This window comes from Paenibacillus sp. SSG-1, from assembly GCF_002224835.1.
GTDB classification, from domain to species: domain Bacteria; phylum Bacillota; class Bacilli; order Paenibacillales; family Paenibacillaceae; genus Paenibacillus_AQ; species Paenibacillus_AQ favisporus.
Window position 1 is genome coordinate 1,509,095 of record NZ_MBRK01000001.1, and the last position, 24,157, is coordinate 1,533,251.

Here is a 24,157-nt window from a genome sequence, read left to right on the forward strand (position 1 = left end):
ACCCGGACTTTGATTCAGTTTATATGGGATAGACAGGTTTTTTTGCTTGCGTACCGCGGAAAGGAGAGGCATAAGCATGACAATTCCGGTGGTGGATTATCATTGTGATGTATTAAGTAAAATGGTGAAGGATAAAAGCATCTCCTTTGTGGACGATCCGATGCTGGATGTGACCTACAAGCGTCTGCTGGAAGGAGGAGTGGCGCTGCAAACCTTCGCCATCTTTTTGTCTGAGGAACGGGGGATTCCCCGCTTTGAGCATATATTGGATCAGATCGACGTGTTTACCTCCCGCGTCGTTCCCGTGCAGGAAGGCGTCCGGTGGATGAAATGGAGAGAAGACGCAGCCTCGCTGGAGCATGCCGTAAAGGCGGCGGAGCAGCACCCGCCTCAAAGCCACGCCCTTCAGCCGTGGGGGCTTCTGTCCGTGGAGGGCGCCGACGGATTCGAGGGAAACTTGTTTTATGTCAAAGTGTGCTATGATCTGGGCGTGAGGTTCCTTGGGATTACGTGGAACCATGCGAACTGGGCCGCCGACGGCGTGATGGAGAAGCGCAAGGGAGGCTTTACCGAAAAAGGGAAACAGCTCATTGAGCTGTGCAACGAAACCGGTTTGCTGCTGGACGTATCCCATTTATCGGAGGCCGGGTTTTGGGAGCTGGCCGAACGATCGAAACGGCCGTTTATCGCTTCCCACTCCAATGCAAAGATGGTGTGCCCGCATCCCCGTAATTTGAACGATGAGCAGATTCGGGCGATCGCCGCGATGGACGGGCGCATTGGAATTACGTTTGTGCCGTATTTTGTAAAAGAAGGTCCAGGGCCGGTCGTTCCTGCAGATGTTCTTCCCCATATTGAGCGGATGTGCGAGCAGGGAGCGGGGAACATGCTCATGTTCGGCTCCGATTTTGACGGGATCGAAACATGGATTCAGGATCTGGAGCATCCCGGACGCTATCCGGCGTTTATCGATCTGCTGCTTACCCGCTATCCGGAGGATCTGGTCAAAGGATGGATGTCGGGCAATGCGCTCTCTTTTCTGAGCAGGCATCTTCCGGCTAAACCGGTTTGATTCGAGTGGAATTAAACCATGTTTTGGCAATACGGAGCAGACATTTTGACAATCTTGTAGCAGAATGGCAGGAAATGCATGAAAGTTGGAATGAAAGCGGTGACGTCTTTTTCTTTTTTGGGTAAAAGGATGTATAATGAGTCTGGCCTGTACAGAACATAGAGAAAATTTAAGGAGTGATCCACGTGAGTAAAACTGTACCTGTAGGCGTGTCCGCACGACATATCCATCTTACCCAAGAACATATTGAAGCTTTGTTTGGTCAAGGCTATCAGCTGACCGAATTTAAACCGCTATCCCAACCCGGACAATTCGCCGCCAATGAAACGGTGGCCGTTATCGGTCCGAAGGGTCAATTTGATAAGGTTAGAATTTTAGGGCCTGCCCGTTCGGCAAGCCAGCTGGAAATTTCCCGTACGGATTCTTTCGCCATCGGCGTAAAAGCTCCGGTCCGTGAGTCCGGAAATATTGAAGGAACCCCAGGCATCAAGGTAAAAGGTCCGCAAGGTGAGATCGAACTGGAAAAGGGCGTGATCGTTGCTGCTCGTCATATCCATTTTCACACGAGCGACGCGGAAGGCTGGGGCATTGCCGATAAGCAGCATCTGAAAGTGCGCATCGGCGGCGAGCGCGGACTGGTGTTTGAAAACGTCATTGCGCGCGTATCCGATTCGTTTGCGCTCGACATGCATATCGACACGGACGAGGCCAACGCAGCTGGCGCCAAAACCGGAGATACGGCTGAAATCATTGACTAACAACGACTGACCAGGCCGGCAGGCCTGTAGAACGGGGGAGCGATCCTCCGTTTTTTTGTTGTTTAACCAGTGGCGTGATGCACGAAAGATGTCTTTCGATGCAACGATTCGGCTATGCTTATACATAGATGGAAGTCCGGGCAATCAGTAGATATGCCATTAGGTTCATGCTATAATTTATTAGAATGTCGTTTAACAGGGGTTCCCTGGATTAAAGGAGTGGTCAACAGCATGGCGAAGGAAACGAAGGATTACTCCAAATATTTTGATTTCTCCGATGCCAAAGTTCTGTCAGAGGACGAATTCGGAAAGAAGATCCGGATCAAGGGCCGTGAGATTCATATTATTTCGGAGCCTAACCATAGACAAAGCAAGAAACGGCGCAAGGAAGACGTTCAAGTGCTGTATGAGAACGCGGTGCCGGAAGAGCTTCAAGGGATTGGAGCAGGCAAGCATTATATCGTATACACGTTCGGCTGCCAGATGAACGAGCATGACTCCGAGACGATCAAGGGCATGCTGGAGATGATGGGCTACACCGCTACCGAAGACCGCAAGGAAGCAGACATCATTCTGCTGAACACATGCGCCATCCGTGAGAATGCAGAAGACAAAGTGTTCGGCGAGCTCGGCCATCTCAAGCACCTGAAGACGGAGAAGCCCGATATGCTGCTTGGCGTTTGCGGCTGTATGTCTCAGGAAGAAGGCGTCGTCAACCGGATTATGCAGAAGCATGGCTTCGTGGACATGATCTTCGGTACGCACAATATTCACCGGCTGCCGATGCTCATCAAGGAAGCGCTGTTCAGCAAAGAGATGGTCGTGGAAGTGTGGTCCAAGGAAGGCGACATCATTGAGAACCTGCCGAAGAAGCGTGAAGGACTGCGGGCGTGGGTGAACATTATGTACGGCTGCGACAAGTTCTGTACATACTGCATCGTTCCGTTTACCCGGGGGAAAGAGCGCTCCCGCCGGCCGGAAGACGTGATCGCCGAGGTTCGCGATTTGGCGCGCCAGGGCTTCAAGGAGGTTACCCTTCTCGGCCAGAACGTGAACGCTTACGGAAAGGATTTTGACGATATCCGGTACACGTTTGCCGACCTGATGGACGATATCCGCAAAATCGATATCCCTCGCGTCCGGTTTACAACATCGCATCCGCGCGACTTCGACGATCATCTGGTGGAGGTCCTCGGCAAAGGGGGCAACCTCGTTGAGCATATCCATTTGCCGGTGCAGTCGGGCAACAACGAAATTCTCAAAATCATGGGCCGGAAGTACACCCGCGAAATTTACCTGGAGCTGGTTCGCAAGCTGAAGGAAACCGTGCCAGGATTGGTGCTGACGACCGACATCATCGTCGGCTTCCCGGGCGAAACCGAAGAGCAGTTTGAGGATACGCTGAGCCTGGTGCGCGAAGTCGGCTTTGACTCGGCGTACACCTTTATTTATTCCCCTCGGGAAGGTACGCCAGCGGCCGTCATGGAAGACAATGTGTCCATGGAAGTGAAGAGCGAGCGGCTGCAGCGCCTGAACCGGACGATTGAGGAGTACAGCCGCAAGAGCCACGAAAATCTTCGCGGGCAGATCGTCGAGGTGCTGGTGGAAGGCGAGAGCAAAAACAACGCCTCCATCCTGGCAGGAAGAACGCGCACCAGCAAGCTTGTCCATTTTGAAGGCAGCAAGGAATTGATCGGCAGCTTCGTAAACGTCAAAATTACGGATGCGATGACTTGGTACATCAAAGGCGAAGTCGTGGATGTGCCGCAGGCCGAAGCAGCGATAACTCAGTAAATTCCATAACAGAATAGGGGTATTGAACCGAGATGGAGAAGGGTCATATCAATAAATACGGCATGATGTCCTATGATACGAAGGATCTTGTGATCCGCGACGATATTATGTCCAAGGCCAAGGAACTGGCCGAACTGATTTCCGGAAGTGAAGAAGTGCAGCAATTCCAGAAGGCGGAGGAGAAAATCCGCAATCATGAGCGCGTACAAAGCCTCATTGCCACCATCAAGAAGAAGCAGAAAGAGATCGTGGCCTTCGAATCCTTCCAAAATCAGGAAATGGTTGCTAAAATCGAGAAAGAAATCGAAGCGCTGCAGGATGAGATCGATGCGATTCCTCTCGTGAACGAATTTCAGCAAAGCCAAAGCGATATTAACTATTTGCTGCAGCTGGTCATTTCCGTCATCCATGATACGGTATCGGAAAAGGTCAACGTGGAAGCGGGAACGGAAGCGCCTCCTTCCAGCTGCGGCTAACCTTTACAAGGCTGCGGACGAGACGTCCGCGCCTTTTTTTCAAATGCAGATCGCATGGCTTTCGTGGTTTCGCTGAGTACCAGAATAACATCGGAGCGAAGGCCCCACGCCGCTGTGGGGTTATTTTTCGTCATCGGCAAACGAGGGGGAATCAAGCCAGGCGGTAGGCTATCCAGCCGACTTGTGGGATAGAGCAGACGAATTTGGTTAAACATGAACGTAAACAGTTATCGCTGACAACATAGAGAAACGAAGGCGGATCCTCCGGCAAAGGATGCTGGGGGAAGTACGCGAAAATGACAGCATGGGGGAGACGACAATGAACGCATTGGAACAAATGGTGGCCCGGGGACAGGATTCGTTCTGGGCGTATCTCGGCTGCGAGCTGGTATCCGCAAGTAAGGAAGAAGTAGTCATTGCGCTCGATGCCAAGCAGCACCACACCAATTCCATGGGCATCATCCATGGGGGCGTGCTGACATCCTTGATGGACCAGGCGATGGGTATGGTAGCGACGGCGGCTAAAAATATCGACAGCTGCGTTACCACCGACATTAACGTACACTTTATGAATGCGATGGTTCCCGGAAGGCTGACGGTCACGGCCAAGGTGCTGCACGAAGCGGGCCGGTCTCTCGTCACCGAAGCAAAAATTAACGACAGTGAAGGCACTTTGGCTTGTATGGCGACGGCTACGTTTCGGGTAGTAAACCGCAAGTAGCGATTTAAGGGGGATCCTTGCTTTCTTGTGCAGGACCAAACAAACAGAACGCGGCTTACACAACATAAACAGAATGACTTGACTTTTTTTATCAATAGTTCATAATGAAAGTATCAAAAAGATGTTATGTGGTGATAAGATGACAGAAAATGAGAAAGCAAGCGGCAGACCGAAAGAGAAGACCGCCGAGGAGATGGGGTACTCCCCGAAGAAGTACCGCACGCCTGACGGTGTACCCGCGGACATCGTGATGTTTACGCTGACCAAGCGCGAGCGCAAGACCGTGACCAAAACGCTGCCGATCCGGGAGCTCAAGGTCATGCTGATCCGCCGGAAGTCGTGGCCGTTCGCGGGGATGTGGGCGCTGCCCGGAGGATTCTGCCAGGAAAGCGAATCGATTTACGACGCGGCGAAGCGTGAGCTCAAGGAAGAAACCGGCGTCGACGGCGGACACCTCGAGTATTTAGGCGTATACAGCAAGCCGGGAAGAGACCCGCGCGGCTGGATTATCAGCAACGCTTTCTTCGCCCTGGTGGAAGAATGGATGCTGGAGAGCAGACAGGCGGCGGACGATGCCGGCGAGGTTGGCCTGTTCGGCATCGATGAGGTGCTGAACGAGCTGGAGCTGGCCTTTGACCACCGGGAAATCATCCAGGATGCGTACCACCGGATTCAGCAGCAGATGCTGCATTCCACGATTGCGCGCCAATTTTTGCCCGAGCAGTTTACGTTAAGCGAGCTGTACCAGGTCATCCAGACCGTCGTTCCGGAATTCAGCGAGCCGAATTTTATCCGTAAAATTACGTCTACGCGCAGCCGGCAGGGGATCCTCGAAGAAGTACGCGACGAGAACGGAAAGCCGCTAAGCTCCAACCAGTATTCCCAGCGACCGGCACAACTGTACCGGTTCACCGATTACGTACCGCTGCTGTCCATTTATACCTAAGGGAGTGAAGGTAGATGAAAGCACTGATCGTTATCGATTTTACGAATGATTTTGTCGACGGAAGCCTGCCTGTAGGCCAGCCTGCGGTGGATATCGCACCGGCGGTAGCCGCCATCACTAAAGACTTCATCGATCGCGGCGACTGGGTCGTCATGGCTGTGGATCTGCATGAGAAGGACGATCCTCATCATCCGGAGACGAAGCTGTTTCCTCCCCACAACCTTCGCGGCACGCGGGGAAGAGAACTGTACGGCCCGCTGGAGAAGGTATACAACGACCATCGCGATATGATTTACTGGATGGACAAAACGCGGTACAGCGCTTTTTGCGGAACGGATCTCGAACTCAAATTGAGGGAGCGCGGCATCACCGAAGTGCATCTGATCGGGGTATGTACCGATATTTGCGTGCTGCACACCGCTGTAGAGGCGTACAATAAGGGCTTCGGCATTACGGTGTACGAAGACGCTGTAGCCAGCTTCAACCCGGATGGGCATACGTGGGCATTGCAGCATTTTAAAAACAGTTTGGGTGCGCAGGTTGTCAAAGGAGCAGAGCAGTAAAGACGATGGCCCGGGACACCGGGCCTGCCTGATATGACAGGCGTATCAGCAAGGAGGAACTCGGGATGCAGACGATGGGTCTGGCCTTACACACGGATAAATACCAAATCAACATGATGTACGCGCATTGGGTGAACGGCTCGCACCGGCAGAAAGCGGTGTTCGAGGCTTACTTCCGCAAGCTTCCCTTCGGAAACGGGTATGCGGTTTTTGCCGGCCTGGAGCGTATCGTGCATTACATAGCCAATCTCCGGTTTACCGATGAGGATATTAAATATTTATCCGAGCAGGAAGAGAATTACGATTCGGCGTTTTTGGAGGAATTAAAGCAGTTCCGGTTTTGCGGCACACTGCACTCGATGAAGGAAGGCGCGCTCGTCTTTCCGAACGAACCGTTGGTCCGCGTGGAAGGCACCATTATGGAAGCCCAGCTGGTGGAAACGGCGCTGCTCAATTTCATGAACTTCCAGACGCTGATTGCCACGAAGGCGTCACGGATTAAGCAGGTCGCCGGCGACGATATTTTGCTCGAATTCGGCACGCGCCGTGCGCAGGAAGCCGATGCGGCGGTATGGGGGGCACGGGCCGCTTATGTGGCCGGTTTTCACGCAACCTCCAATATGCTCGCTGGAGAGAAGTTCGGCATCCCGACAAAAGGAACGCACGCCCATTCATGGGTGCAGACCTTCGAAAGCGAACAGGCGGCGTTCGACGTCTATGCCAAGGTTATGCCGGATCAAGTGACGCTCCTCGTGGACACGTACGACACGCTCAAGAGCGGTGTGCCGCATGCGATCGAAACGGCCAAGAAGCTGGAGGCAATGGGCAAGAAGATGAACGCCATCCGCCTGGACAGCGGTGACTTGGCGTACCTGTCGATCAAAGCGCGCGAGATGCTCGATCTGGCTGGATTGAACTATGTGAAGATCGTGGCCTCAAATGACCTCGACGAGAACACCATTTTTAACCTGAAGGCGCAGGGGGCGCGGATCGATACGTGGGGCGTAGGCACCCAGCTGATCACGGCAGCCGACCAACCGGCGTTGGGCGGTGTATATAAGCTGGTGGAGCGCGAGATTAAAGGCGAGATGGTTCCGACGATCAAAATATCGGGCAATCCCGAAAAAGTATCGACGCCGGGCAAAAAGGACGTCTACCGGATCGTGGACCGGGTCAGCGGGAAAGCAACGGCGGATTACATCGCCTTCCCTGGCGAGGAGAAGCCGCATGACGGCCTCCGTCTGAAGCTGTTTAATCCGCAGCATCCGTACTTGCAGAAATACGTAAAAAACTATGATGCGATTGAAATGCTCACACCGGTGTTCGAGAACGGCCTGCTGGTGTACAAACTGCCGTCACTGGATGAAATCCGGGAATACCACCGGGAGCAGATGGATTTATTTTGGCCGGAATACTTACGCAAGCTGAACCCGGAAATTTACCGCATCAATATCAGCGAGAAAGTATGGGACTTGAAGCAGAAGATGGTGGCCGAATATATGCAGCAGGATGAGTAGCTGCGGAACGAGCCGATGAGGGGGGACCAAGGGTCGCCCCTTTTTTTATATATTAGACTGTATTAGTATCTGGAGACCGTCAGTCTTACCGCTTAACCAATAATAATATCGAGACGGGTTCTTCTCGTGCGGAAATTTAAGGTGGGAAGCAGGGCATTATTTCTCGGGAAAGCGCACAATCAGGCATACTCCGATGCACTTCCCGATTATTCGACAGTTGTCTATCACGCGATAGGTTGATGACTGGCTTGACCATGCCAAGCTCCCAACATTTCATGCCATGAACTATTTGATACTGGGAGGACAGGGCATCGGGTTGCGTCCTTATATTTTGAAAGAGTCTCTGCTGAGAGGTATAATATGGACAATCTTAAGGAGGGACGACGCAAATGGATAAGTTTCAGGCTTTTATGGTCCGAAAAGACGAGAATGGCGGATTCCGGAGCGGGATCGAAACGCTGACCGAGGGTCAGCTGCCGCCGGGGGATGTAACGATCCGCGTTCATTATTCGGGGGTGAATTACAAGGACGGATTGGCAAGCTTGCCTGATGGGAAGGTCGTCTCCAGGTATCCGATGGTGCCGGGCATTGACCTGGCTGGCGAAGTCACGCATTCGGAGCACCCGGCGTTTAGGCCCGGGGACCAGGTGCTGTGCACGGGGTACGGTGTAGGGACCGACCACTTTGGAGGATTCAGCGAATACGCCCGCCTGAAAGGTGATTGGCTCGTACACCTTCCGGAGGGACTCAGCATGCGTGAGGTTATGGGAATCGGGACGGCCGGGTTTACCGCCGCCTTATCGGTGGACGCGTTGATCCGGAGCGGCCTCACGCCGGACAGCGGGGAGGTGCTGGTGACCGGAGCGACGGGCGGTGTCGGCAGCTTTGCCGTCAGCATATTGTCGCGGCTCGGATATCAAGTGACTGCCAGCACAGGCAAGCTGGAAGCCCAGAAGGAATGGCTCACCGGGCTCGGAGCGAGCGCCGTAGTCGGGAGGGAAGAGATTTCCGCCCCGGTTCAAGGCGTGCTGTCCAAGAGCCGCTGGGCCGGCGTGGTCGACCCTGTCGGGGGTCCACAGCTGGGGACGCTGCTGAAAAGCGTGAAATACGGCGGCGGCATTGCCCTTTCCGGATTGACCGGAGGAACGGCGTTCGACAGTACGGTTCATCCTTTTATCCTGCGCGGTATCAACCTGTTCGGGATCGATTCCGTCTTCTGTCCGATGGAAACCCGGAGCCGGGTCTGGAAGCTGCTCGGATCGGCGTGGAAGCCAGAGATGGCTTTGTCCCAGGGATTAACCGAATGCGGATTGCGCGACCTTCCGGACGTCCTGGAGGCTATTCTGCGCGGGAAAGCTGTGGGGCGGACGCTGCTCCGCTTGGAATCTTTGTCCGAGTGAACCGTGCTGCATAAACCGTATGCTTTGATGGCATTCTAACCCTATATCAGCTTAGTGCCGCTACAATCGGCAACAGGAATCTGGAAGGGATGAACCATCATGAAGAAACGGGTAGCGGGAGTTCTGGCCGGTATGCTGGTTACAGCCGCCATGGCCGGATGCGATTCGCATGAAGTCGTCAAAAAAGAGACCAAACTATATAATATGCAGTCTTATTCGGAGGGAAACCTTCGGGCGCAATCCCAAGGCAAAGGGCTGAACGGCAAGTTTCTGAAGGAGATGCAAATTCAGTTCGGGCATGAAGGGGTCCCTCTGACCCATGAGATGTACGCGGAGGATGGAAGAGGCAATATCAGTTATATGTACATGATCGCCGGCAATCCGCTGCAGTATATTACGCTGCATGTCTTTTCAAACGAAGCGGAGCGGATCGAGCGGATTCATAACTGGTACGGTGACCAAAAATTGATCGATACGCCGCGGTCCCGGACGGTCATCTATAACTATTCTACCGCTTCGCTGATTTACACGTCCTCCGGCAAAGAGAAGGGCAAATACGACCCGGAAGTGAAAAAGGTGTTTAATTCCCTGATCGAGCGGATGAAATAATTCAGGGAAAAAACGAAATGCCGGCTCATCTGCGATGAGTCCGGCATTTTTGTGTTTGCGTTTCGTTTACCCGCAGTCTATTCCTTCTTGTAAATTTCCCGCATGACATGCCGGAGCTCCGGCACGATGATCTTGTCCAACGCCAGCTTGACGGCCCCTCTGGACCCCGGCATGGAAAAGACGGCGGTCTTACCGACCGTACCGGCGATGGCCCGGCTCAGAATCGCTGCCGCCCCGATATCCTCCGTATAACTCAGGTACCGGAATATTTCTCCAAAGCCGGGCATTTCCTTGTCCAGCAGGGAAGAGACCGCCTCGTACGTCGTGTCTCTCGGCGAAATGCCGGTTCCCCCGGTGAGCAGCAGAGCCTCGACATCCGGACGCGCTGACGCTGCGTGCACCAGCTCGCGGATTCCCTCGTAATCGTCCGCCACGATGGTATAATCGGCAATCCGGTAGCCCGCTTTCTCCAGCAGGGAGATCATCAGCTGCCCGCCGGTATCGGTTTCTTTGGTACGGGTATCCGAGACGGTCACGACCATGCAGGACACGGTCTCGGGTGCCTGGCTTCGATGCTCGTCCACTGACTTCATGTTCATACGTTATCAACTCCTACGATCTTTTCTCGCTATTTCACTAGGATAGTCTTTTCCAGAATGCCTTGCAAGCTGAAGGTGACAACGGCAGTGATCTGAGCAGTGGTAAGCTGTAGGGGTGGCAGGGGAGGGGAACGGAGTGCCTTGCGGCAGTGCTGGGTGCTGTAGTACACTGTGCTAGTCATGCAAGGAAGGATAACGGAGGAGATATCATATGAGCAAAACGACGCCAATTTACATATTGTCCGGATTTCTCGGTAGCGGAAAAACGACATTACTGCAGCAGCTGATAGACCATTGGCAAGGCGAGGGATTGCTGCCGGCCGTCATCATGAACGAGGTTGGTGACGTGAACCTTGACGGGCTGCAGGTGCAGGAGCAGGTCCCGATGACGGAAATGCTGAGCGGCTGCATCTGCTGCTCGATCCGCGGGGACTTGAGCGGGGAAATCGCGGGCCTGATCCAGCGCGAGGCACCGGATGTCATCGTGGTCGAAGCGACGGGCATCGCCAATCCGATGGAAATTTTGGAGGGGGTGTCCGAGGCAGCTCTCTATTTGCCGATCGACCTGAGGGGCATCATGACGGTCGTGGACTCCGCTCACTTGCTGGAGCTTTACAACGTTCAGAAGGGCAAAACCTACCGGCTCATGCAGGAACAGATCCGCTGTGCATCGGCATTGATCCTGAACAAAATGGACAGGGTCACAGAAGAGGAGGAAGGCCAGCTGCAAAGCATTGTTGAACGGTGGAACGGATACGCTGGAGTGTGGAAGGCGGTCCGGTGCCGGGTGGACATCCCGGCGCTGCTTGATGCTCTGGGAGGAGTCAAGGCAGACTGGACTGGCGCGGCGGACAATGAGAGCAAGCAGGCTTCGGAAGAGCTCTTCCCGCAAAATGGCAGGGAGCAGAACGTCGAACCGCACGGTGAATCAGCTTCGGATCATGGCGGGGAATCGCAACCTTTGCACCACCCGCATCATGGCCAGAAATCGCACGACCATGAATCACATGCCCATGAATCGCATGATCATGTTATGGTTTACACCCATTATTTTAAAGGTCCCGTTGAGAGCATGGCCTTTGAACGGTTGATCGCCAATCTTCCGCGGGACGTGTACCGGGCCAAAGGTGTACTGACCTTCAGCGATACGGCCAGCCGCTTCCTATTCCAATATGCCTTCCGGGAGTCCGATTTTATGAAAATCCCCCCGCAGGGAAATGTTCCGGATGTTGCGGTTTTCATCGGCGAGCACTTTTCGCGGAGTGAGCTCGAACAGGCTCTGCTCAGCCTCGAACAAAGCGGGCTGCGGGAGACAGACTGAATTTTCCTGGTTATAACGCCTCCCAAACGGTTAATAGATGTGCAGAGCAATCAATCACGGGAGGTAGATCGATCATGATGAATCAGGAACAACAGTACAAGGATTGTATCGAAGCCTGTTTGCAGTGCATGAATGCCTGTAATGTGTGTTATGTGTCCAGTCTGAAGGAATATGAGCTCGCCATGCTGCGTGAATGCATCCGTCTGGACCGGGAATGCGCGGATATTTGCGATTTGGCGGCGCAATCGATGCTTCGCCACAGCCCGTTTGTGACGCAGATCTGCGAGCTGTGCATCACGGCCTGCGAAGCGTGCGCCGAAGAATGCAGCAAGCACGAGCACGATCACTGCCAAGCATGCGCCGAGGCCTGCCGCCGCTGCGCCGAAGCCTGCCGGCAAATGCTCGTCGCGGCCTGACCGATCATTATACAGCATTGAACGACTGCCTGATTGCCGGGGGATGACCCGGCGGTCAGGCTTTTTTCGTTTCAGGGTTCCACATCCGTCTATGCGATTGTTTTTCCATGGATCCGGGTAACATATGGATGGTTACTACAACCTGTATCGGCAGAAGGGAGAACAACATGGACAAGCAAAAGACCAAGGAATCTTCAAGTTTCATCCCCTACATACCTGCATCCAGAACACTGCCGGAACTTACGGTGCTGGCCGTCATTCTGGGCATCATCCTGGCGGTTGTATTTGCGGCTGCCAACGCCTACCTGGGACTTAAAATCGGGCTGACGGTCAGCGCATCCATTCCAGCCGCCGTCATATCGCTCGGTGTCCTGCGAGGATTGTTTAAACGAAAATCGATTCTGGAAAACAATATCGTGCAAACGATGACAACAGCGGGCGAGGCGGTGGCAGCCGGGGCGATCTTTACCCTGCCCGCCCTGTACATGTGGAATCAAGTCCCGGGCATCGGAACCGTCAGCTTCATCGTGCTCGTCGGGGGATTTTTGGGCGTCGCGATGATGATTCCGCTGCGCCGGCTGCTGATCGTCAACGAGCATCAGACGCTGCCTTACCCGGAAGGCACCGCCTGTGCCGAGGTGCTCATATCGGGAGAAACCGGGGGCAAGAGCGCAAAAATGGTGCTGTACGGATTTATCGCCGGCGGGCTGGTGAAAGCGCTGGGTGATGGCTTCAAGTGGTTCAAGACCGAGATCGAAACCGGCATTTACCGGTTTAAAAACGCGGTCATCGGCATGGATACATACCCTGCGCTGCTTGGCGTAGGCTACATTATCGGTCCGGCGATTTCGGGGCAGATGCTTGCCGGCGGGATCATGGCCTGGCTCGTGATGATTCCGATGATCGGCTTTTTCGGCGGAGGCGCGCAGGCTGTGCTGTCACCGGCCGAAGCACCGATCCCGCAGCTGGACGCCTGGGGCATCTGGGAAGGCTACATCCGCTACATTGGCGCGGGCGCAGTGGCGGCAGGGGGATTGATTACGCTGGTCAAAACCCTGCCCATGCTGTTCAGTTCGCTGGCGGCGACTTTGTCCGGCTTGAGCAAACGAAACGAACAGAAGGTAACGCTTGACCGCACCCAGTTTGATATTCCCGGCTTTTGGGTGACGATCATGATTGCGCTTCTCGTCATTATCATCGCGTTTGCCCCGCTGACCGACGTGGGGATCATTGGCGCGATCGCCATCGCCATTTTCGGCTTTTTGTTCGTAACGGTCGCTTCCCGGATTGTTGGCCTGGTGGGGAGCTCCTCTTCACCCGTGTCCGGCATGACGATTGCGACGCTGCTCATCGTAACGTTTATTTTTAAAATGACCGGGTTATCAGGCATGGGCGGAATGATCGCCGCACTGACGGTTGGAGCGATCGTCTGCGTCGCGTTGGCTGTGGCCGGGGACATTTCCCAGGATTTGAAAACAGGTTACCTGGTGGGCGGGACGCCTTGGAAGCAGCAGGTGGCCATGATGATCGGCGTACTCGTATCCGGCCTGGTGATCGGCTTCATTCTATCCGTACTGAACGAAAGCTACGGACTCGGATCGGAGCAGCTCCCTGCGCCAAAGGCCGTTTTGATGCGGCTGATCGTGGAGGGGATCATGTCGAACAATTTGCCGTGGGAGCTGATCTTTATCGGTGCGGCTTCGGCGGTTGTGTTCGAGTTCTTGGGTCTCAACTCGCTGACCGTAGCGGTCGGCATCTACCTGCCGATTCATGTCAGCACCCCGATCATGGTCGGCGGTATCGTTCGCTGGTTTGTGGAATGGCGATCACGGAAGGACGCCGGATTGCTCAAAGCCAGGGTGGAAACGGGGACGCTGCTGGCTTCGGGCCTGATCGCCGGCGAATCGCTGATCGGGGTGATCATTGCGATCCTGATCTGGCTCGGCGTTCCGATTCCTGGAGACGTTCTGGTCTCCAGCAATGTGCTTCCGCTGGTCGTTTTCCTGCTTGTCGTCGTGATGCTGGCCTGGATCTCTCTCCGGCAAAAGAAAGAGTCCGTCGTGACGAAGCGGGAGGTGTAGCAATATGCTGGTCTACCGGAAAAAGCGGAAGGACGCCGCGGAAATACCGATCAACTTGCTGGACTTGGTTCCGGTGCTGCATTCGAAGGTGAAGTGGGAGAAGAGCGAAGGGATCGTGACGTTGTCCGTGCCGCGGGAGGGGTGGCTGGCCCGCCAGTCGGTCAAATGGCTGAAACAGCCGGCGATCGTCCAAATCCGGCTGGATGCGCTGGGCAGTGAAGTGGCCGCCTGCTGCGACGGTTCCCACTCGGTGGCGGATATCGCAGGCAAGCTCCATGCCCGGTTCGGCGAGCAGGCGGAGCCGCTGCTGCCAAGGCTGGCCAAGTTTATCGAGCTGCTGGAAATGAACGATTTGGCCGAATGCCGACCCGGTGATTCCTGCCAACGGGCACAGGATGCATAAGAGGTAACATGAACAGGCAATCCTGCAGCAGGAAATTGGGGTGTTGCTTTCTTTGCTGTCCTCCGTGTATACTATTGAAAATTGAACGTCATGGAACGGGAGAGTAGTGAAGCGTCAGGGCATCAAGCGAGCCGGGGATGGTGGAAGCCGGTATGCCGCGTCTTCATGAAGCGCACCCGGGAGACGGCCTTTTGAACGATAACCGCAAGATGGGTGCGGAGTAGAGAGGTCCGGTTAGCCGCCGTTACAGGCTTCAAGGGAAACGGATGCCGTGCTGGCGCATGGGCCGTTTACTTAGAGTGGTACCGCGGGAATTCAGCTCTCGTCTCTATATTAGAGACGGGGGCTTTTTAATTTTTGATAGGCGTCACGATATGGAAAGGATGATTGTTATGTTACAGGAATGGATCGCGTCGGCTCTCGAGCCGCATGTGCCGTGGACGAAGCATCAAATGGTAGACCTGCTGGAAATCCCGCCGCAGCCGCAGATGGGGGATGTCGCTTTCCCATGCTTTACGCTGGCCAAAACGTTTAAAAAATCGCCTGCGGACATCGCCAAAGAGCTGGCAGCCCAATTTGACGGGCGAAACGGAATACAGGCGGAGGCCGCCGGCCCTTATGTCAACTTCAGGCTGGACCGGAAGCACTACGAGCAGCAAATCATGGACGAGTTAACAGTGTCGGATCACAGGTCGAACCTGGGAAAAGGAGAAAAAGTGCTCATCGACATGTCCTCGCCGAACATCGCGAAGCCGATGGGCATCGGGCATCTGCGCTCCACCATGATCGGTGCCGCCCTGTACAATATGTACAAACTGGCGGGGTACGACGTGGCCAGCATCAACCATCTGGGAGACTGGGGCACGCAGTTCGGCAAGCAAATCGCCGCATACAAACGCTGGGGGAACGATGAAGCCATTGCGGCCAATCCGATCAAAGAATCGCTGAAGCTTTACGTTCAGTTTCATGAGGAAGCACCCCATGATGAGACGCTGGAGCCGGAGGCCAGGGACTGGTTCCGGAAGCTGGAGTCCGGTGACGATGAAGCTTACCGGCTCTGGAAATATTTCGTGGACGTCAGCTTGAAGGAGTTTCAGCGGATGTACGACCGCTTGGGCGTCAGCTTCGACTATACGCTCGGGGAAAGCTTTTACAACGACAAAATGGATGCCGTCGTGGATCAGCTGCGCGACCAGCATCTGCTCGAAGAGAGCGAGGGTGCGCTGGTCGTGCGCCTGGATGAAGAGGGGATACCGCCTTGCCTGATCATCAAAACGGACGGAACGACCATCTACCCGACGCGTGACCTGGCAACCGCCCTTTACCGGCACGATGTCTTGAAAGGCGACAAGCTGCTGTATGTCGTGGGCGGCGAGCAGAGGCTGCACTTCCAGCAGGTATTTGCCGTGCTGCGCCGCATGGGAGCAGACTGGGTGGATCAATGTGAGCATGTGCCGTTCGGCCTGATGCGCTTTGAAGGAAAGAAAATGTCGACCCGCCGCGGCAAGATCGTTTATCTTGAGGAAGTGCTGGATGAGGCGGTTGCCCGGGCATTGCAAATCATCGAAGAGAAAAACAGCAGCCTCGAACATAAGGAGGAGGTCGCGGAGGCGGTCGGCATCGGGGCGATTATTTTCGGGGATTTGAAAAACAACCGCCTGAACGAAGTGGATTTTTCCCTGGAGGAAGCGCTGAATTTCGACGGGGAGACAGGGCCGTATCTTCAGTACACGTATGCGCGTACCCAAAGCGTGCTGTCCAAAGGACGCGCGGCCGGGGAACCAGAGAGTGGCACGGCCGGGCCTGACCAAGCGGTAAACGGCCAGCTCGGAGATTCCGGATGGGAGCTGCTGAAGCTGCTGACCCGCTTCCCGGACCAGCTGAAGCGCGGTATCCAGAACAACGAGCCGTCGGTGATGGCGCGGTATGCGCTGGATGTAGCTCAAGCGTTCAACCATTTTTACAACAAGGAACGGATTGTCACCGATGACAGCAGCCTGAGGGAAACGAGACTGAAGCTGACGGAGCTGACGGGCGCTTCATTAGCGAGAACGATGCATCTGCTCGGATTAAAAACGCCGCAGCGGATGTGACGCCATTTGTTGAACGGGAGGAGAGTTGGTTGGCTGTACATCAGCAAGGAACCGGCCGGCGGAACACGCCGGCGGAGATCATCCTCCGGCTGGAGGATGTCAGCAAACGCTACGACCGCCGGGTAGTGATTGAGCATATGACACTCGAGATCGCCAAAGGGGAGTGCACGGCGCTGGTCGGGAAAAACGGCTCGGGCAAAAGCACGCTGCTGCGCTTGCTGGCCGGATTATCCCGTCCTACCGAGGGAAGACGGCGGGTGGAGGACGTCCGAAGCCCCACGATTGGACTTGTCGCCGAGAAGTTTCCGGCGCTGCCGTTTACGCCGGGCGAGTTTTTGATGAGCATGGGCATTACGCGAGGGATGGACAAGCGGACCGTCCAGTCGGAAATATCCGAATGGCTCAAGCGACTGGGGATGGATTCGTACAGGGATGTTCGAATGAGCCATTTTTCGAAAGGCATGCTGCAGAAGATCAATCTGGTTCAGGCGGTGATGGGGAAGCCAAGGCTTCTGCTGCTGGATGAGCCTTTGTCCGGGATCGACACCCCCTCGCAGAAAGAGGTGGTCCGCCTGCTGATGGACATCAAGGGGATGGGGACCGCGATGGTCATGTCCGTCCATGAGCCGGAGCTGATCAACCAAATAGCCGATCGCATCGTACTGCTTGAGAACGGAAAGATCGTGAAGGAGGAACGCGGGTTCCGCATAGAAACGGTCCGGTATGCGACGATTCTTTTTCATGGTGATCCGCTGCGCGTCCGCCAGTCTTTAGAGGGGACCGGCGATAGGGAAGTGGCTTGGGTAAAAGAGGGGGCGGAATCCGTGATTCATGTAAGAACGGACTTAAGCGATCATGTGCTGCAGCGGATCCTTAACGGCGGCGGTCATATCGTATCTGTTTCGCAGCACGAACCGTCCGAAGTGGATCTAGGCGAGCTGCTCAAAACTGCGGCGGCTGCCTCAGAAGGAGGAGCGCTATGATCCGTCTCGCTACTTTTTTACTTGCCAGTTACATCCGGTCTTACCGATACTTTGCTCCTGTGGGGAGCATGCTGATTGCGATGATGCTTTTGTACTCCTACAAGCCGAACCCGGTGATGGACAGCTATGCGGTCACTTCCGCATTTCTGTTTGTCGGCGGGGCATGGTTGTCATTCAGCTTCCTGAATCATGCGGGCGCCGTATTGGAACAGCTCAGCGTGATTCACGCAGGGAGCATGCGAAAATATGCCGCAAGCCAAATGCTGGCTCTGCTCGCCGTCATCGTCTTTTTAAGCGCCTTTTTCCTGCTGTATCCTGTGGTGATGAACATGTTCGCCGAAACGGTCAGCGCACGGCAGTGGCTTATCGCTTCTTCCGGGCATTTGGCATTGGGCATGCTGGGCGCAGGCGTCAGCTATTTCTTTCAAGCCGCTTACATCCGCAATATCAGCCGCGCGACGGCGATTCTGCTGATCATCGTCATTTTATCGATTGGGGCGAGGCAGATTGCGGCCAAGCTGCCCGAAGGGTTATCCTGGATCCGCTGGGCCTTCCCTCCGGTGGCTGAAATGATCGACACCCTGATGCGAAGTGATACCGCTCTTCTTATAGGCGTATGGGGAGTAATCGGGTATACGTACCTGTATGCTTTTGCTCTGGCCGCAGCCTATTGGATATTCTCCGCATACCGTGATGCCAGAACATAGGCTGATACATTGGGCTTTTCTCAGAACATTGGAACCGTTGATTTCCTTCTACCCCCGGGTTGTGATTGGGCCGTAAGCACGGTAACATGGAGATAGGTCTGTCCGATCAGGAATTTTTACATAAGAGGTTGAACCTCGGCAGCAGGAGTCAGGAGGAAAAGCATGAAATCAGTCGGTCTACAAGGTATCGAGCAGCAATCGAAGGAACTGTTCGCGTATTTCGGCTTGGCCGTATACTATTCGCAGGCATTGGAGCAGCAGCTGACCAATCTGCTGATGCTGATGAAGCTGTCGAAGGGGGAGGTTCCCTCCGAAGAGGAACTGACCGAGCTGTACCGCCGCAAGCTCAGCAGTTCCCTGGGCCAGCTCGTCAACGAAATCCGGCATCACTTTCCTTTTACGGAAGAAGAGACGCTTCTATTAAAAGAGGTATGGAAGCAGCGGAATTATATCGTTCACGATTATTTCAAGGAACGGATCAAGGAGACGTTCACGCCGAACGGGCGCGCACGGATGATCAGCGAGCTGACCGCTTTTCGGGATCAAGCCCAGGAGCTCGAGCAGAAGCTGCAGGGGTATACGAATGAATTATATGTCAAGCTGGGGCTGGAGAATGATCAGCCGGGAGTTTCCAATCCGCACTGACTCGTCATAAAATAGGCATTCCGGCCTACGGGCATATTGAAACATTTGCGGGAGGTTCCCCGTCAGAGAGGCTGAGGAGGTGATTTGGATGAAAATCACAAAGAAATGGGCTGCGTTCATGGTGGCGGCAGGCTGTCTGGTGTCGGCGTCTTCCGCGTATGCGTTCTCGGATCTGCCGAATAAGCAGCAGGAGGGTATCGCCAAAGCGTTGCAAACGCAAGGGGTCATTCACGGCATTTCCGCGGACCGGTTCGGTCCTGCCGAGCCGTTGACGGCAGCCCAAAGCGTGCAGATGCTGGTGAAAGCCATGAAGCTTCAGCCGGATGCAGGTGCAGCGAACGCCGGGACGCTGGCGGTTCCATCCACAGCCTGGTATGCTCAAGCAGCCGAAACGGCGCTGGATCACGGGCTTGTGGCATCAACCATCGGCAGCTGGAACGACAAGGTCACAAAGGAAGAGTTTGCGCAGATGCTCTACAAAGCCGTCACCGCTACTGGTGACTACCCGCTGATCAAAATGTACGTCACGGTCCAGGACGAGAACGACATGGCTTCCGGATCGCGGGAAGCCGTCCAGTTTCTGCTCCTTACCCACATAGCCGAACTAGATGCGCAGCAGAAATTCCATCCAAGGGACAACATCACCCGGATGGAGGCGGCGGAGATGGTCTATCACGCCATGAATTTCGTTGCTTCGCATCAGCCGGTAAATCAGCCGGAGAACGATGACCAGGTCGCTGTCAGTGTAGAGAAGGTGAACGACCAGGTGAACCGGATCGTCCTTACCAAAGAGGACATGCCGAATCCGGGATACGGCCTCAAGATCGACCGGATCGAATTCGTCTCGGAAGGAAAGGCGGTCGCCTATTACACCGTCACGAAACCCGCCCCCGGCATGATGTATCCGCAGGTCATTTCCACGGCTAAGGCTTCCTTTTACATGGACAGCAAAATTCAGGTCAGCGTCAAACAAACCGGCGGCGGCCTCGGTACAGGCATTTCCCTGAAGGGATCGCTCGAAGAGATGCCTTCCGTTACCCAATAAACAACGAATCGTATCGTCCGCACATCGCGGTGATACTCTGGATCCCCCTGCTTTCCGGACTACCGGAGACAGGGGGATTTTTTTGCGGCTGAATCAAGAATAGGAGTATTCCGGTTAAAAGTATCATTTTTCGTTGACGAGGCAAATAGTATCGCGGCACCCATCCCGTTTACAATGTTGGCAAGGGGGGAAGAGAATGTCGCAGCTTGCGAATAGCGTGCCCATCACCGAGAGGAGGAAAAAGCGGGGATTGGCTTACCGGATGCTCAGGCAGTGGGATATTCAGCTGATGGTCATACCGGCGCTCATTTTGATTTTTATTTTTTCATACATACCGATGTACGGCGTACTGATGGCTTTTCAGGACTATAACATTTTTAACGGGTTTTGGAACAGTCCGTGGGTGGGATTCAAGCATTTCAGCATGTTTTTTCATGCACCCGAGTTTTGGACGATTCTGCGCAATACGATCATCATCAGCCTGCTGAAGTTTGGTATCGGGTTTCCCGCGCCGATCATTCTGGCCCTGATGCTGAACGAAGTCAGGCAAATGTTCTTCAAAAGGGTGGTTCAGACGATCAGCTACCTCCCGCACTTTCTGTCCTGGGTGATCGTAGCCGGGTTTGCCATGTCGATCCTGTCCACGGATAACGGCAGCCTGAACATCCTGCTGCAGAAGCTGCATTTGATTAAGGAGCCGATCGGCTTTTTGGGACGGGCGGAATATTTCTGGGGCATTATCGTCTCGACCAGCGTTTGGAAGGAGATCGGATTCAATTCGATCGTGTATCTGGCGGCGATCGCAGGGATCAACCCCAGCCTGTATGAGGCGGCGTCCATCGACGGAGCGGGAAGGGTCAAGCAGGTATTCATGATCACAATCCCTTCCATTATGCCGGTGGTCGTCATCTTTATGATCCTGGCGATTGGCAATCTGCTGAGCGCCGGCTTTGAAGACATTCTCCTGCTCGGGGCAAATCCGGTGCTGCGGGATGTGGCCAGCGTCATCGATACCTATGTGTACCGGGTGGGCATCACCAACCAGCGCTACTCGTACGCCACGGCGGTTGGCTTGTTCAAGGCTGTGATCAGCGTCGGCCTGCTGACCTTTGCCAACTACTTTGCCCGCAGGTCGGGAAACAGCTTATGGTAAGCGCGGGAGACACCGCAGGAAACAGGGAGGCTGCAGTATTGTGAAATATACAAGTACTGGTGACAAGATCATGATGGTCTTCATTTATTTGCTGCTTATTTTACTGGGATTCAGCACATTCTACCCGTTCTGGAACGGACTGGTCATTTCGCTGAACAACGGCATGGACACGGCACTCGGCGGAATCACGTTCTGGCCGCGGGTATGGTCGCTGGAAAATTACCGGGTCGTCTTTCAGGATGACCGGATTGCCAACGCGTTTTTGATCAGCGTGCTCCGGACAGTCGTCGGCACCATTCTGTCCGTGCTGTGCACCGCCATCTTCGCCTACGGCATGACGAAGAAGGAGCTGATCGGCCGCAAGTTTTACATGCTGATGTGCGTCGTGACGATGTATTTCGGCGGCGGGCTCATTCCGACGTTTCTCGTCGTCCGAGGTCTGGGCTTGATGAATTCGTTCTGGGTGTTTATCATCCCGGGTCTGATCAGCGTATGGAACATGATCATCTTCCGGACGTTTTTCATGGGGCTTCCCGGAGGCCTGGAGGAATCGGCCAAAATCGACGGCTGCGGCAACTGGGCTACTTTTTTCCGGATTATCCTGCCGCTGTCGGGTCCGGTCATCGCCACGCTCGGGCTGTTCACCGCAGTCGCTCATTGGAATGAGTGGTTTCTGCCCAGCATTTACATCACCAACGAGAAGCTGCTGCCGATCCAATCCATGCTTCAGCAGATCTTGAGCACGAATATTATGACCGAACAGATGTCCAAGCTGGACTCGGCTGCCCAGAGCAGGCTCGAAACGATGAAAAGCGTGACGACCAAGTCGCTTTCAATGGCGACGATGATGGTGGCGACGCTGCCGATTATCGCCGTGTACCCGTTTGTGCAGAAGTATTTCGTGAAGGGCGTCATGGTGGGATCGCTGAAGGAGTAGGGTTTGGAGCGATTGCTGCTTTGAACATAAATTTGACAATAGGGAAAAGGGGTTATCACGCATGAAAAGTTGGAGAAGATCGCTGCTCGTGGCCTTGGTGTTCCTGTGCACGACAGCCACGGCACTGGCGGGCTGTTCAGGCGGCGGCGGAGAGAAAACGGCCGACAGCGCTGCACCGAAGGCGGAGAACAAAACCGAAACGAAAGAAGGAAGCGGCAGCGCTTCGGAGCCCTTCCAGCTCGGCAGCGCGCCCGTCGACTTTACGTTCTACGGCCACTATGACTGGTATACGATGCCGACCTGGGGCGGGGACGTTGCGAGCAAATGGATTCAGGATAACAAAAAGGTCAATGTCACGGCCATCAACTCCGGCGGCAATGCGGCCCAAAAGCTCAACACGATGATCGCGTCCAAAGAGCTGCCTGACGTGATCTGGATGGAGCGCGGCGCCGATGTGGAGCGGCTGCGCGCGGCAGGCATGCTGGTGCCTTATGACGACTATCTGGACAAATATCCGAATTTGAAAAAATGGGCCGGTGACTCGACGCTCAACATGCTCCGCTCAAGTGACGGCAAGCTGTACCAATTCCCGAACTGGTATACCTCGCAGCCTGCGGGCAATGCCGGATACCTGATGAACAGCAAGGTGTACAAAGAGCTTGGCTCGCCAAAGCTGGAGACAACTGACGATCTGTATAACTACCTGAAGAGCGTGAAGGCCAAGTATCCGAATATGGTGCCGTTTGAGCCGGATTTGGCCAAGGACGGGCAGGGGCTTGATATTCTGTACGGGGCGTTCGGGGAAGACCATCCGCCGGTGTATTTGAAAGAGAGAGCCGTACCGGTGGACAATAAGCTGACGTCCATTTTCCAGGATCCGGTCTACCGCGAGTCCATGCAGTTTGCTTCCAAGCTGTTCCGCGAAAAGCTGATGGCCCAGGACGCATTAACCCAAACGAAAGACCAGATTCTTGAAAAGGCGTACAACGGCCGTTTTGCCATCGCAGCAGGAGCGAGCCCGACGGAATACGGCAGCAAGGGCGACGTGGAGCTCAAGAAAAAGGACCCGACCTCCGGCTACGAAATGATCTGGCCTGTGCATAAGGAAGGGCTGGACAAAAACAAGATTTGGACGGGAACCTACAATCAGCTGGGCTGGAACGTGGCCGTCATTACGAAGTCCGCCAAGGATCCTGAGAAGATCTTTGCATTCCTTGACTGGCTGACCGGAGAGGAAGGAAGCCGGGTCATCATGTGGGGACCTGAGGGAACGCTGTGGCAGGGCACGGATGAAGAAGGATATCCGGTCTTTACCGACACATACACTAACGACATCCAAAAGCGCAGCGATATTATGGATGCGACGGTGAATCTCCAGTGGAACGGCAATACCGTCTATATCGACAAGTCGAAGATGAAATTCGAGAAGACGCTCCCGCCGGAAAAACAGAATTGGGAGAGCCGCTACCAATCCGAAATTACGTGGAAAACGCAGTATAACGCCACCGCCTTCGTCAACCTGAGCCCGATGCCGGATACCGAGGAAGGTATCATTCAGCAGAGCGTGGACGAAATCTTCTCCGAATCCCGCGCCAAGGCTTTGTACGCGAAGAGCGACGACGAGGTGCTGGCGATTCTGGACCAGGCGCAGAAGGACGCATTGGCGGTCGGATACGACAAACTGCTCGAATACAAGACGCAGAAATGGCAGGAGAACCTGAAAAAAATCGGCGGTCAATAATCTAAATCTAGCATGTTCTAGTATAATGATACTAATTCTTCTAATCGCGAGGATGCCGTCCCGACCCGGGGCGGCTGCTCGCTTCTCCAGCGTCCGGGGCGTATTCAGGGTAGACGGCATGATCGTGTGGGACGGATGAACGGCTGTTTGTCTGAAGCCGGGATCTGACCATAGTAT

General features: G+C 54.7%; 23 protein-coding genes and 1 other annotated feature. Of the genes, 22 read left to right on the plus strand and 1 reads right to left on the minus strand.

What is annotated here, in order from left to right:
* Positions 1-76: 76 nt before the first annotated feature.
* From BCV73_RS07080 to BCV73_RS07125, 10 genes are all read left to right on the plus strand, one after another.
* Positions 77-1,072 carry a dipeptidase gene (locus BCV73_RS07080; protein ID WP_089546576.1) on the plus strand — a complete coding sequence of 332 codons (996 nt, stop codon included), beginning with the start codon at positions 77-79 and terminating at the stop codon, positions 1,070-1,072.
* 185 nt (positions 1,073-1,257) lie between these two features.
* A complete protein-coding gene (gene pduL, locus BCV73_RS07085) occupies positions 1,258-1,830 on the plus strand; it encodes a phosphate propanoyltransferase (protein WP_076167976.1) in 573 nt (190 codons plus the stop codon).
* Positions 1,831-2,061: 231 nt separating this feature from the next.
* Positions 2,062-3,624, plus strand: coding sequence for a tRNA (N6-isopentenyl adenosine(37)-C2)-methylthiotransferase MiaB (gene miaB, locus BCV73_RS07090; protein WP_076167973.1), 1,563 nt, complete (start codon positions 2,062-2,064; stop codon positions 3,622-3,624).
* Between the two features lie 32 nt (positions 3,625-3,656).
* Complete coding sequence (locus BCV73_RS07095) at positions 3,657-4,100, plus strand: YlbF/YmcA family competence regulator (RefSeq protein WP_076167971.1); 444 nt, start codon at positions 3,657-3,659, stop codon at positions 4,098-4,100.
* A gap of 304 nt (positions 4,101-4,404) precedes the next feature.
* Positions 4,405-4,821 carry a PaaI family thioesterase gene (locus tag BCV73_RS07100; RefSeq protein ID WP_343219883.1) on the plus strand — a complete coding sequence of 139 codons (417 nt, stop codon included), beginning with the start codon at positions 4,405-4,407 and terminating at the stop codon, positions 4,819-4,821.
* Positions 4,822-5,014: 193 nt separating this feature from the next.
* On the plus strand, positions 5,015-5,767 hold the full coding sequence (locus BCV73_RS07105; protein WP_076169533.1) for an NUDIX hydrolase: 753 nt from the start codon (positions 5,015-5,017) through the stop codon (positions 5,765-5,767).
* Positions 5,768-5,781: 14 nt separating this feature from the next.
* Positions 5,782-6,330: a cysteine hydrolase family protein gene (locus BCV73_RS07110; RefSeq protein WP_089546577.1), complete on the plus strand. Its 549-nt coding sequence runs from the start codon at positions 5,782-5,784 to the stop codon at positions 6,328-6,330.
* Between the two features lie 65 nt (positions 6,331-6,395).
* A complete protein-coding gene (locus BCV73_RS07115) occupies positions 6,396-7,847 on the plus strand; it encodes a nicotinate phosphoribosyltransferase (protein ID WP_089546578.1) in 1,452 nt (483 codons plus the stop codon).
* 389 nt (positions 7,848-8,236) lie between these two features.
* Positions 8,237-9,247, plus strand: a complete 1,011-nt coding sequence (locus BCV73_RS07120) for an acrylyl-CoA reductase family protein (RefSeq protein WP_089546579.1) — start codon at positions 8,237-8,239, stop codon at positions 9,245-9,247.
* Positions 9,248-9,346: 99 nt separating this feature from the next.
* On the plus strand, positions 9,347-9,856 hold the full coding sequence (locus BCV73_RS07125) for a hypothetical protein (RefSeq protein ID WP_089546580.1): 510 nt from the start codon (positions 9,347-9,349) through the stop codon (positions 9,854-9,856).
* Between the two features lie 77 nt (positions 9,857-9,933).
* Here the strand turns inward: BCV73_RS07125 and BCV73_RS07130 are convergent, their stop codons facing one another.
* Positions 9,934-10,455 (minus strand): MogA/MoaB family molybdenum cofactor biosynthesis protein, encoded by a 522-nt coding sequence (locus BCV73_RS07130; protein WP_089546581.1) that lies wholly within the window; start codon positions 10,453-10,455, stop codon positions 9,934-9,936.
* Between the two features lie 211 nt (positions 10,456-10,666).
* Between BCV73_RS07130 and BCV73_RS07135 the strand changes: the two genes are divergently transcribed.
* From BCV73_RS07135 to BCV73_RS07190, 12 genes are all read left to right on the plus strand, one after another.
* Positions 10,667-11,776: a CobW family GTP-binding protein gene (locus tag BCV73_RS07135; protein WP_089546582.1), complete on the plus strand. Its 1,110-nt coding sequence runs from the start codon at positions 10,667-10,669 to the stop codon at positions 11,774-11,776.
* Positions 11,777-11,853: 77 nt separating this feature from the next.
* Complete coding sequence (locus BCV73_RS07140) at positions 11,854-12,192, plus strand: four-helix bundle copper-binding protein (RefSeq protein WP_076169531.1); 339 nt, start codon at positions 11,854-11,856, stop codon at positions 12,190-12,192.
* A 167-nt stretch (positions 12,193-12,359) separates the two neighbouring features.
* On the plus strand, positions 12,360-14,273 hold the full coding sequence (locus tag BCV73_RS07145; RefSeq protein WP_089546583.1) for an OPT family oligopeptide transporter: 1,914 nt from the start codon (positions 12,360-12,362) through the stop codon (positions 14,271-14,273).
* Between the two features lie 4 nt (positions 14,274-14,277).
* Entirely contained in the window at positions 14,278-14,676 is a 399-nt protein-coding gene (locus tag BCV73_RS07150; RefSeq protein ID WP_089546584.1) for a PqqD family protein, read from the plus strand.
* Positions 14,677-14,758: 82 nt separating this feature from the next.
* Positions 14,759-15,009, plus strand: a binding site (T-box leader).
* 59 nt (positions 15,010-15,068) lie between these two features.
* Positions 15,069-16,769, plus strand: a complete 1,701-nt coding sequence (gene argS, locus BCV73_RS07155; protein WP_089546585.1) for an arginine--tRNA ligase — start codon at positions 15,069-15,071, stop codon at positions 16,767-16,769.
* A gap of 29 nt (positions 16,770-16,798) precedes the next feature.
* A complete protein-coding gene (locus tag BCV73_RS07160) occupies positions 16,799-17,752 on the plus strand; it encodes an ABC transporter ATP-binding protein (protein ID WP_089546586.1) in 954 nt (317 codons plus the stop codon).
* Positions 17,749-18,459 (plus strand): hypothetical protein, encoded by a 711-nt coding sequence (locus BCV73_RS07165; RefSeq protein WP_089546587.1) that lies wholly within the window; start codon positions 17,749-17,751, stop codon positions 18,457-18,459. Before BCV73_RS07160 ends, BCV73_RS07165 begins: the two co-directional genes overlap by 4 nt.
* A 162-nt stretch (positions 18,460-18,621) precedes the next feature.
* Positions 18,622-19,104: a hypothetical protein gene (locus BCV73_RS07170; RefSeq protein WP_089546588.1), complete on the plus strand. Its 483-nt coding sequence runs from the start codon at positions 18,622-18,624 to the stop codon at positions 19,102-19,104.
* 88 nt (positions 19,105-19,192) lie between these two features.
* Positions 19,193-20,149, plus strand: a complete 957-nt coding sequence (locus tag BCV73_RS07175; RefSeq protein WP_089546589.1) for a protease complex subunit PrcB family protein — start codon at positions 19,193-19,195, stop codon at positions 20,147-20,149.
* 262 nt (positions 20,150-20,411) lie between these two features.
* Complete coding sequence (locus BCV73_RS07180; RefSeq protein WP_244169236.1) at positions 20,412-21,302, plus strand: ABC transporter permease; 891 nt, start codon at positions 20,412-20,414, stop codon at positions 21,300-21,302.
* A gap of 70 nt (positions 21,303-21,372) precedes the next feature.
* A complete protein-coding gene (locus BCV73_RS07185) occupies positions 21,373-22,239 on the plus strand; it encodes a carbohydrate ABC transporter permease (protein ID WP_089550132.1) in 867 nt (288 codons plus the stop codon).
* Between the two features lie 61 nt (positions 22,240-22,300).
* Positions 22,301-23,980: an extracellular solute-binding protein gene (locus tag BCV73_RS07190; protein WP_089546590.1), complete on the plus strand. Its 1,680-nt coding sequence runs from the start codon at positions 22,301-22,303 to the stop codon at positions 23,978-23,980.
* Positions 23,981-24,157 lie beyond the last annotated feature (177 nt).